Source organism: Saccharopolyspora sp. (assembly GCF_017434145.1).
GTDB classification, from domain to species: Bacteria; Actinomycetota; Actinomycetes; order Mycobacteriales; family Pseudonocardiaceae; genus Saccharopolyspora_C; species Saccharopolyspora_C galaxeae.
Genome location: NZ_JAFRFW010000099.1, coordinates 1 through 9,611, shown reverse-complemented (window position 1 = coordinate 9,611; position 9,611 = coordinate 1). Strand labels below are relative to the sequence as shown.

Genomic DNA, 9,611 nt, shown 5'->3' with positions numbered 1-9,611 from the left:
GGCGGGCACCCCGGCGCGCCGGGCGGCGAGTTCCGCTCCGCCGGTGGCGGCCTCGAACACCACCAGGTCGGGCTCGAACCGGGCGAGCACCGGTTCCAGGTCTGCGAGGAAGCGCCGCGGCAGCACCGTGCCGAACGCGGCGGCCCCGACCGCGGGCAACTGCTCCGGCGACAGCTCGCCGAGTTCGGTGCCGAACAGGTCCCTGGCGGCCTCCGCACCCGCTTCGCTGATCGACGCTCCGGCGTCGATCGGTTCGAAACCCGCGGCGCGCAGCGGATCGTGCATGACCCGGCCGGTCGCGAAAGCGACCTCGTGGCCTTGCTCGCGGGCGGCGACGGCCAGCGGCAGCAGCGGATGAACATGCCCGTACGCGGCGAGCGCGGTGAACAGGACGCGCATTCCGCTCAACTTAGCCGCCCGCGCTCGCGCACACGTGCGGTTTCCGGCGAAGGGTTCGGAATCAATGCAGTTCGTTTGTGGGCGAACGGGATCTCTTGACCGGCCATCCAGCCGCTCGCTATGTTCGTATTAAGCACATCTGTTCACTATGCGCACGATCGGAGCTGATCGGGGTGGCACGCATCCTGGCGCTGTCCGAAGCCATCGCGGAGCTGGTCGCCGACGGCGACGAGGTCGCCATGGAGGGCTTCACCCATCTCATCCCCGTCGCGGCCGGGCAGGAGATCATCCGGCAGGGCCGCGAGGACCTCACGCTGGTGCGGATGACGCCGGACATCGTCTACGACCAGCTGATCGGCGCCGGGTGCGCGCGCAAGCTGGTGTTCTCCTGGGGCGGCAACCCCGGTGTCGGCTCGCTGCACCGGTTCCGCGATGCCGTGCAGAACTCCTGGCCGGTACCGCTGGAGATCGAGGAGCACAGCCACGCGGGCATGGCCAACCGCTACGCCGCGGGCGCCTCCGGGCTGCCGTTCGCGGTGCTGCGCGGCTACACCGGCACCGACCTGGTCGAGCAGACCGAGAACATCAAGACCATCCAGTGCCCGTTCACCGGCGAGACGCTGGCCGCGGTGCCCGCGCTCAACCCGGACGTCGGCATCGTGCACGCCCAGCAGGCCGACCGGGCGGGCAACGTGCAGATGTGGGGCATCACCGGGGTGCAGAAGGAGACCGTGCTCGCCTCGAAGCGTTCCCTGGTGACCGTCGAGGAGATCGTCGACGAGCTCACCCCGCGCCCGGGCGGTGTGGTGCTGCCGAAGTGGGCGGTGACCGCGGTCGCCGAAGCGCCCGGCGGAGCGCGCCCCTCCTACGCGCAGGGCTTCTACGAGCGCGACAACGGCTACTACCAGAACTGGGACGCGATCTCCCGCAGCCGCGAGGAATTCGAGACCTGGATCGAGGCGAACGTGCGGACCACCGCCGAGAGGAGCGCGCGATGACGTTCACCGCCGACGAGATGATGAGCGTCGCCGCCGCGCGCACGCTGCACAACGGCGCCGCCTGCTTCGTGGGCATCGGCCTGCCCAGCACCGCAGCCAACCTCGCCCGCCGCACGCACGCCCCGGACCTGGTGCTGGTCTACGAGTCCGGCACGCTCGGGACCAAGCCGGACCAGCTGCCGCTGTCGATCGGCGACGGCATCCTCGCCGACACCGCGGACTCGGTGGTCAGCGTGCCGGAGATCTTCAACTACTGGTTGCAGCCGGGCCGGATCGACTTCGGCTTCCTCGGCGGCGCGCAGGTGGACAAGTTCGTCAACATCAACTCCACCGTGATCGGCGGGGACTACGCGAGTCCGAAGGTGCGGCTGCCCGGCGCGGGCGGTGCCCCGGAGATCGCGGCGAACTGCCGGGAAGTGCTCATCGTGATGCGCCAGAGCACCCGCAGCTTCGTCGAGCAGGTCGACTTCGTCAGCTCCGTCGGGTTCGGCCGCGGCAAGGGCGATCGGGAGAAGCTCGGGTTGCAGGGCCGCGGCCCGGTGAAGGTGATCACCGATCTGGGCGTCATGCAGCCCGATCCGGACACCTGCGAGCTCACCCTGACCACGCTGAGCCCCGGCGTCGAGGTCGGGCAGGTCAAGGAAGCCACCGGCTGGGACCTCAAGGTCGTCGACGAGCCGGGCGTGCAGGACCCGCCGACCGAAACGGAGCTCAGCGTGCTGCGGGAACTCAAAGCAACGATCGGGAAGGACTGAGAGCTTCCATGAGCAACGGGGCTTACGTCCTCGACGCGGTGCGCACCCCCATCGGCCGCTACGGAAAGGGCCTGGCCGCGGTGCGCCCGGACGACCTGGCCGCGCACGTGGTGCGCACGCTGGTCGAGCGCACTTCCGGGCTGGACCCGGCACGGATCGAGGACGTCGCGTTCGGCGACGCCAACGGCGCCGGAGAGGACAACCGCAACGTCGCGCGGATGGCGGCACTGCTGGCCGGGCTGCCCACCAGCGTGGCCGGATCGACGGTGAACCGGCTGTGCGGCTCCGGACTGGAGGCCGCGATCGGCGCGAGCCGCGCGGTGCAGACCGGCGACAACGACCTGGTGATCGCCGGCGGCGTGGAGTCGATGAGCCGGGCGCCGTGGGTGTTGCAGAAGCCGGAGAAGGCTTATCCGAACGGCCACGAGACGCTGCACTCCACCACGCTCGGCTGGCGGATGGTCAACCCGGAGATGCCCGAGCGCTGGACCATCGCGCTCGGCGCCTCCGCCGAACTGCTGGCGGACCGCTACGAGATCAGCCGGGATGAGCAGGACGCCTTCGCGGTGCGCAGCCACCGGCGCGCGGCCGCGGCCTGGGAGGCGGGTCTGTTCGACGCCGAGGTGGCGGCCGTGCCCGGCACCGAGCTGACCCGCGACGAGGGCATCCGCCCGGACAGCTCCACCGAGAAGCTGGCCGGGCTCAAGCCCGCGTTCCGCGCGGACGGCACGGTCACCGCGGGCAACTCCTCCCCGCTCAACGACGGCGCGTCGGCGCTGCTGATCGGCTCCGAGTCGGTGGCAGGTGACCTCGGCGCGCAGCCGCTCGCGCGGATCGCCGCCCGCGGCGTCGCAGGGGTGGATCCGGACGTGCTCGGCATCGGCCCGGTCGAGGCGGCCAACACCGCGCTGCGCCGCGCCGGCATCGGCTGGAGCGACCTGGCCGCGGTGGAACTCAACGTGGCTTTCGCCGCGCAGTCGCTGGCCTGCCTGGCAGAGTGGCCGGAGCTGGATCCGGAGATCGTCAACGTGCAGGGCGGGGCGATCGCGATCGGGCACCCGCTGGGCGCGTCCGGGGCGCGGATCCTCGGCAGCCTGGCGCATCAGCTGCGGCGCAACGGCGGCGGCTGGGGCCTGGCGGCGATCTGCATCGGCGTCGGGCAGGGCCTGGCAGTGGTACTCGAAGCGTAGGAGTCGACGATGACCGCACAACACAGCTCCGGCCTGCTGGTGCCGAAGTACCGCCCGGACGGCGACTCGCACCCGCCGCTGGACACCCCGGAGTACGGGTCTTCGGCGCTGCGGCACCCGAAGCGGCCGTTGCAGCTGCTGCCGCAGTACCTCACCGAGGTCACCGGCCCGCTGCTCGGGCACGACCGGGTCGGCGAGACCGACCACGACCTGACGGTGCAGCACGAGGGCGAACCGCTGGGCGAGCGGATCATCGTCAGCGGCCGGGTGCTGGACTCGGACGGCAAACCGGTTCCGGAGACGCTGCTGGAGCTGTGGCAGGCGAACGCGGCCGGTCGCTACCGCCACGCCGGGGACCGCCACCCCGCGCCGCTGGACCCGAACTTCACCGGTGTCGGGCGCGCGATGACCGACGCGGACGGCTACTACCGGTTCGTCACCATCAAGCCCGGGGCGTATCCGTGGCGCAACCACGACAACGCGTGGCGGCCCGCGCACCTGCACTTCTCATTGTTCGGGCAGGCGTTCACGCAGCGGCTGATCACCCAGATGTACTTCCCGGGGGATCCGCTGTTCTACCAGGACCCGATCTTCAACTCGGTGCGCGACCCGGCCGCCCGCGAGCGGATGATCAGCAGCTTCCACCTGGACACGACGGTGCCGGAGTGGGCGCTGAGCTACAAGTTCGACATCGTGCTGCGCGGCTCGGAAGCGACCGTGTTCGAGGAGGAGGACGACGACTGATGACGGACTCCACAGTGGACGAACTGGGCACCACGCCGTCGCAGACGGTCGGGCCGTTCTTCGCGCTGCCGGGCGGGATGATGTGGGACGACGGCCCGGAGATCGTACCCGCGGGCACGCCCGGATCGATCGTCGTGCGCGGCACGGTGCTCGACGGCGACGGCACGCCGGTGCCGGACGCGGTGATCGAGCTCTGGGGCGCCGACGAGCAGGGCCGGTTCTCGCACCCCAACGATCCGCGCGGCGGGTCGGCCTCGTTCGAGAATTTCGGGCGCTGCGGCACCGATCCGCAGGGCGGGTTCTGGTTCCGCACCGTCAAACCGGGTCCGCTGCCCACTCCGGACGGTCGCACCGAGGCGCCGCACCTGGACGTCACGGTGCTGGCGCGCGGAATGCTCAACCGCGTGGTCACCCGGATCTACTTCCCCGATGAGCAGGCTGCCAACGCCGCCGATCCGGTGCTGTCCGCAGTGGACGCCGAGCGGCGCGGCACCCTGATCGCGGTGGCCGACGAGCGCAGCGTGCGGTTCGACATCAGGCTGCAGGGCGATGACGAGACCGTTTTCTTCGACCTCTGAGCCCGGCTTGTTCGCGCCGATGTTCAGCACCCCCGATGCCGCGGCGGGCACCGGCCGCGGCGCTTGGGTGCAGGCCATGCTGGATTTCGAGGCCGCGCTGGCGCGCGCCCAAGCCCGCGCCGGGCTCGTTCCGGAATCCGCGGCCGCGGAAATCACCCGGCACTGCCGCGCCGAGGAGTTCGACCTCGAATCGCTGGCGCAGCGCGCGGTGTCCTCGGCAACACCGGTGATCGGGCTGGTGGCGGACCTCGGCGAGCTGGTCCCGGCGGACGCGCGCCCGTATGTCCACAATGGTGCGACCAGCCAGGACGTGCTGGACACCGCCGCGATGCTGGTGGCACGCCGCACGTTGCGCGGGGTGCTCGCGGATTTGCGCAGCGCTGCCGGGCATTGCGCGCGGTTGGCCGGCGAACACCGCGGCACGGTGATGATCGGGCGCTCGCTGTTGCAGCAGGCGTTGCCGACGACGTTCGGGCGTCGCTGCGCCGCGTGGCTGACCGCGCTGTCCGAATCCACCGAGCAGCTGGAGCGGGTGTTCACCACGCGGCTCGCGGTGCAGCTCGGTGGTCCGGCCGGGACGCTGGACTCGCTGGGCGGTCGCGGCGTCGAGGTCTTGGGCCACCTCGCCGCGGAGCTGGAACTGGCCGAGCCGGTGCTGCCATGGCACACCGACCGCACCCGGATCGCCGAACTCGCGGGCGCGCTCGGCACCGTCGCGGGCGGCCTCGGCAAGATCGCGCTGGACGTCGAACTGCACGCGCAGACCGAAATCGGCGAGCTCACCGAAGGCAGCTCCGGCGGCTCCTCCGCGATGCCGCACAAGCAGAACCCGGCGGGATCGGTGCTGATCAGCGCCGCCGCGCACCGCGTTCCCGGCCTGGTGAGCACGTTGCTGGCGGCGATGCCGCAGGCGCACGAACGCGCCGCCGGTGCGTGGCAGTCCGAATGGGAGCCGTTGAGCGAACTGCTGCGCCTGGTCGCGGCCACGGCAGCGGGAACCGACCGGCTGCTGGCGAATCTCCGCGTGCACCCGGAGCGCATGGCGTCCAATGTGGACCTCACCGGCGGTCTGGTGCTGGCCGCGGCCGCTTCCTCGGCACTGCTCGGCTCAATGGGCCGCGATGCGGCACAGCAACTCGTCAAGGAGTTGTGCGAGCGGGTCGTCGAGCGGGGCACTTCGCTGCGCGCGGAATTGATCGCCGACGAGCGGGTTCGCGAAGTACTGTCCGAACAGGAGATCATCCGCGCCACCGAGCCCGGCGACAACCTGGGTTCGGCGGGCGCGTTCATCGATCGTGCGCTGGCGCTGCACGAGGCGGGAGGGAATTCGCCGTGATGCCGCACTACGAACTCACCGGGCCCGAAGGGGCCGAGGTGGTCGTGCTGTCGAACTCGCTGGGCACCGATCTGTCCCTGTGGGACGACCAGGAGCCCGCACTGGCCGAGCGGTTCCGCGTGTTGCGCTACGACCAGCGCGGCCACGGCCGCAGCTCGGCTCCGCCCGGCCCGTACGGGCTGGCCGACCTCGGCGGGGACGTGCTGGAACTGCTGGATTCGCTCGGGATCGAGCGCGCGCACTTCGCCGGGGTGTCGCTGGGCGGCATGACCGGGATGTGGCTGGCCGAACGACACCCGGACCGGATCGGGCGGCTGGCGCTGCTGTGCACTTCGGCATCGCTGACCCCGGCCTCGGCGTGGCGCGAACGCGCTGCGCAGGCCCGCGAGCACGGAACCAAGTCCCTTGTGGACGGTTCGGTGAGCCGCTGGTTCACCCCTGCGACGGCGGCGAAGCCGGAGATCGCGGAGAAGTTCGGCAACATGGTCACCGAATGCAGCGACGAGGGCTACGCGGGATGCGCGGAGGCCATCGCGGAGATGGACCTGCTGCCGAAGCTCGGCGAGATCACCGCGCCGACGCTGGTGATCGCCGGGCGCGACGATCCGGCCACTCCCCCGCCGCACGCCGAACTCATCGGCGCCGAGAGTCCCGGCGCGCAGGTGGAAATCCTCTCGGACGCCTCGCACCTCGCCAACGCCGAACGGCCGGAGCCGGTCAACCGCCTGCTGCTGCACCACTTCACGCGGAGCATCCGATGAGCGAGGACGCACAGCGCCACGCCGAGGGCATGGAAGTGCGCCGCGCGGTGCTCGGCGACTCCCACGTGGACCGCGCGGAGGCGAAGAAGTCCGAGTTCACCGAGGGATTCCAGGACTTCATCACGCGCTACGCATGGGGCGAGGTGTGGACCGGGGACGGCGTGGACCGCCGGACCCGCAGCTGCCTGACCCTGGCCATCCTCGCCGCCACCGGCTGCGAGGAGGAGTTCGCGATGCACGTGCGCGCCGCCCGGCGCAACGGCGTAGCCCCGGAAGAGATCCGCGAGGTGCTCATGCACGTCGCGATCTACGCGGGCGTGCCGCGGGCGAACCGCGCGTTCGCGCTGGCCAAGGACGTGCTGGACGCCGAGGGCGAGTGAATTGGGGTCTCCGGCGACCTGGCCGGGCGAGCGAGGAGAACGATGGAATCGGAAACCGGCGGGTACGTGCAGTCCTTGGCGCGGGGGCTGGCGGTGATCCGCGCCTTCGACGAGTCCCGCCCGGAGATGACGCTGAGCGAGGTCGCCCGGACCACCGACCTGTCCCGGGCGGCGGCGCGGCGGTTCCTGCACACCTTGGCGCAGCTCGGCTACGTCTGGAGCGACGGGCGGGTGTTCACGCTGACCCCGCGGGTGCTGGAGCTGGGTTTCGCCTACCTGTCCAGCGTTTCGCTGCCGGAGATCGCGCAGCCGCACCTGGAGCGGCTCGTCTCGCAGGTGCACGAGTCGGCTTCGGTGTCGGTGCTCGACGGCGACGACATCGTCTACATCGCCCGCGTGCCGACCAGCCGGATCATGACCGTCTCGATCAACATCGGCACCCGGTTCCCCGCCTACGCGACGTCGATGGGCCGGGTGCTGCTGGCGAACCTGCCTGCTGACGAGCTGGATCCGTTCCTGTCGCGGGTGCGCCTGGACCCGCTCGGCCCGCACACCCTGAGCAGCCCGGACGAGCTGCGCCAGGAACTCGCGCGCATCCGCGAACGGGGTTTCGCGCTGGTGGACCAGGAATTGGAAGCCGGCCTGCGGTCCATCGCCGCCCCCGTCCGCAACCGCGCGGGCCGGGTGATCGCAGCGGCGAACATCTCCTCGCACGCCAGCCGCACCACCGGAGCCGAAGCCCGGGAGAACCTGCTGCCACCGCTGCTGGAAACCACCGCGAACATCGAAGCCGACCTGCGCGTGGCACCGGGCTCGGCGGCGAGCACGCCGTGACCGTGCTGGAGTGAACGGACCGCCGTCCCGAGAATCGGGCGACCGGTCCGTTCACTCCGCACCAGCTTGCGCCGATCCGGCTATTCGCGGGCATGTCGTCCTGCCAAGCACCGCGGCCTATCCGATTGCGCGGATCAGCAGGACTCCACCTTGTCGAGCTCGGGCGCCGTGCCGGCGCCGGACTTGTAGGAGCCCTTGTAGCCCGCCTTGACGGTGATGCAGTTGCTGTCCACCGCGCGCTGGATCACGAACTTGACGCGCTGCTGCGACGAGCAGGTGTTGTTGTAGTAGATCGTCACCGTGGCGTTCCCACCGCTGGCGCTGGTGTGGAAGCAGCTCGGCGCCAGGCCCTTCGCTTCCGGCTGCGCGGGCGCCGCATTGGCCACCCCTTGCGTCAACCCACCTGAAAGAATCGTCGCGGTCAAGAGACCGATGACGGCAGTGCGTCGCATCTTCACCCCACATGTTCGTCCGGACCCCGTTGGTCCGGAACCCCAGAGCCGCCCGGAGCGGGTCGGCAGGAACGAACATAGCGATCGGGCGACGGTTCCCGCCCTTGATCTATGTCCGGGGATTGTCCGGGGACAACTGCACCCGTCCGGACATTGACCACCTGCACCTCACCTGCGAGAACGGTCATTGACTTTTCGTCCGTTGTGGACACAAGACGGTCGGCCACCAACACGAGCACGGGCCCGAGGAGGCGACCGTCCGCGCGATCGCGAAGCGGGCCGGGGGCGATCCTCCGCTCGTGATCCAGCACCACGGCTCGAACAAGGATCTGACGCCATCGCGATCCGGGTGCCCCGCGACAACACCGATGACGATGTCGTCGAGCACCTCTTCGATGTCCGCCTCGGCGGGCGTTCGCCAGGACACCTGTCCTGGAATACGCCGTTCGCGAACATGCCGCTGCGCTACGCCACCGCGGACATCGACCTCGGTGCGGTCACGATCCCGTCCGGAGCGGCGATCCTCGCCGGTATCGGCGGCGCCCCGGCCTGTTGCGGACGCCTGGATACGTGCAAGCCATCGCCGAAGCAATGGCTCCTGCTTCGCCTTCGGTCGACATCGAGGCACTCCACACCCGGCGGGTAGCACGAGTCCTTGATCGAGCAGGCGGTCTAGCGGGAGCGAACGACCCTTCACCACGCGCCACACTTGCGCCGATCCGGCGACGCGCGGGCGTGTCGGCTCGCCGCAGCAGCACATCCCAGGAGTGAACGGACCGTTCGACCGACTAGATTGGACGAACAGTCCGTTCACTCACTTCTGCACTGCTTCCTGCGCACGCTCGGGTAGGGCTGGCATCACGCCCGCTTCGGCAGTACCTCGTCGGCGACGATGGCGCCCGGGTGGCAGATGACCGTGGCGGCGATTTTCTGGGCGTGCTGGGCGGAATCGGGCGGGGCGGTGCCGGTGAGGCGGGCTGCCAGGTAGGCGGCGTTGAAGGCGTCGCCTGCGGCGGTGGAGTCGTCGACCGTCGGGACGTGCTCGGCGGGCAGGCGAAGGGTCCCGTCGCCGTCGAGCAGGACGCAGCCGTTGGCGCCGTCCGTGACCACGGCGTCCTCGACGCCCAGACCGCGCAGCCGGTCCACTGTGGCGGCAGCGTCCGGGTCGGCGAAAAGGGCTTGCT

At 70.6% G+C, this 9,611-nt stretch carries 12 protein-coding genes and 1 pseudogene; 10 read left to right on the top strand and 3 right to left on the bottom strand.

All coding sequences use genetic code 11. From position 1 onward, the window contains the following. Nucleotides 1–399 (bottom strand): annotated as a pseudogene (locus IJH84_RS02640) (glycosyltransferase); the annotation flags it as partial. Nucleotides 400–572: 173 nt separating this feature from the next. On the opposite strand from IJH84_RS02640, the gene IJH84_RS02635 reads away from it, so the two are divergent. The 9 genes from IJH84_RS02635 to IJH84_RS02595 are packed head-to-tail and all read left to right on the top strand — an operon-like array spanning nt 573 to nt 7,975. After that, nucleotides 573–1,397, top strand: a complete 825-nt coding sequence (locus IJH84_RS02635) for a CoA transferase subunit A (RefSeq protein ID WP_295139799.1) — start codon at nt 573–575, stop codon at nt 1,395–1,397. Then, nucleotides 1,394–2,152: a CoA-transferase subunit beta gene (locus tag IJH84_RS02630; RefSeq protein ID WP_295139797.1), complete on the top strand. Its 759-nt coding sequence runs from the start codon at nt 1,394–1,396 to the stop codon at nt 2,150–2,152. The genes IJH84_RS02635 and IJH84_RS02630 overlap by 4 nt, the downstream gene beginning before the upstream one ends. Nucleotides 2,153–2,160: 8 nt before the next feature. Beyond that, on the top strand, nt 2,161–3,342 hold the full coding sequence (locus tag IJH84_RS02625) for a thiolase family protein (protein WP_295139795.1): 1,182 nt from the start codon (nt 2,161–2,163) through the stop codon (nt 3,340–3,342). A gap of 9 nt (nt 3,343–3,351) precedes the next feature. Continuing rightward, the gene (pcaH, locus tag IJH84_RS02620) at nt 3,352–4,086 is read left to right on the top strand and encodes a protocatechuate 3,4-dioxygenase subunit beta (protein WP_295139794.1); all 735 of its coding nucleotides are present in this window, start codon (nt 3,352–3,354) and stop codon (nt 4,084–4,086) included. Then, nucleotides 4,086–4,664, top strand: coding sequence for a protocatechuate 3,4-dioxygenase subunit alpha (gene pcaG, locus IJH84_RS02615; protein ID WP_295139792.1), 579 nt, complete (start codon nt 4,086–4,088; stop codon nt 4,662–4,664). The genes pcaH and pcaG overlap by 1 nt, the downstream gene beginning before the upstream one ends. 19 nt (nt 4,665–4,683) lie before the next feature. After that, nucleotides 4,684–6,000 (top strand): 3-carboxy-cis,cis-muconate cycloisomerase, encoded by a 1,317-nt coding sequence (gene pcaB, locus IJH84_RS02610; protein ID WP_295139790.1) that lies wholly within the window; start codon nt 4,684–4,686, stop codon nt 5,998–6,000. Further along, nucleotides 5,997–6,761, top strand: a complete 765-nt coding sequence (pcaD, locus tag IJH84_RS02605; RefSeq protein WP_295139788.1) for a 3-oxoadipate enol-lactonase — start codon at nt 5,997–5,999, stop codon at nt 6,759–6,761. The genes pcaB and pcaD overlap by 4 nt, the downstream gene beginning before the upstream one ends. Further along, entirely contained in the window at nt 6,758–7,141 is a 384-nt protein-coding gene (pcaC, locus tag IJH84_RS02600; protein WP_200070636.1) for a 4-carboxymuconolactone decarboxylase, read from the top strand. Before pcaD ends, pcaC begins: the two co-directional genes overlap by 4 nt. A gap of 42 nt (nt 7,142–7,183) precedes the next feature. Next, nucleotides 7,184–7,975: an IclR family transcriptional regulator gene (locus tag IJH84_RS02595; protein WP_295139786.1), complete on the top strand. Its 792-nt coding sequence runs from the start codon at nt 7,184–7,186 to the stop codon at nt 7,973–7,975. Nucleotides 7,976–8,109: 134 nt separating this feature from the next. Here IJH84_RS02595 and IJH84_RS02590 read toward each other — a convergent pair whose 3' ends face one another. Continuing rightward, complete coding sequence (locus IJH84_RS02590; protein ID WP_200070638.1) at nt 8,110–8,373, bottom strand: hypothetical protein; 264 nt, start codon at nt 8,371–8,373, stop codon at nt 8,110–8,112. 403 nt (nt 8,374–8,776) lie between these two features. On the opposite strand from IJH84_RS02590, the gene IJH84_RS02585 reads away from it, so the two are divergent. Beyond that, on the top strand, nt 8,777–9,073 hold the full coding sequence (locus IJH84_RS02585; RefSeq protein WP_295139783.1) for a hypothetical protein: 297 nt from the start codon (nt 8,777–8,779) through the stop codon (nt 9,071–9,073). 212 nt (nt 9,074–9,285) lie between these two features. On the opposite strand, the gene IJH84_RS02580 is transcribed toward IJH84_RS02585, so the two are convergent. Next, nucleotides 9,286–9,611, bottom strand: a 326-nt coding sequence (locus IJH84_RS02580; protein ID WP_295139781.1) for a carbohydrate kinase family protein, incomplete at its 5' end; no start/stop codon positions are given.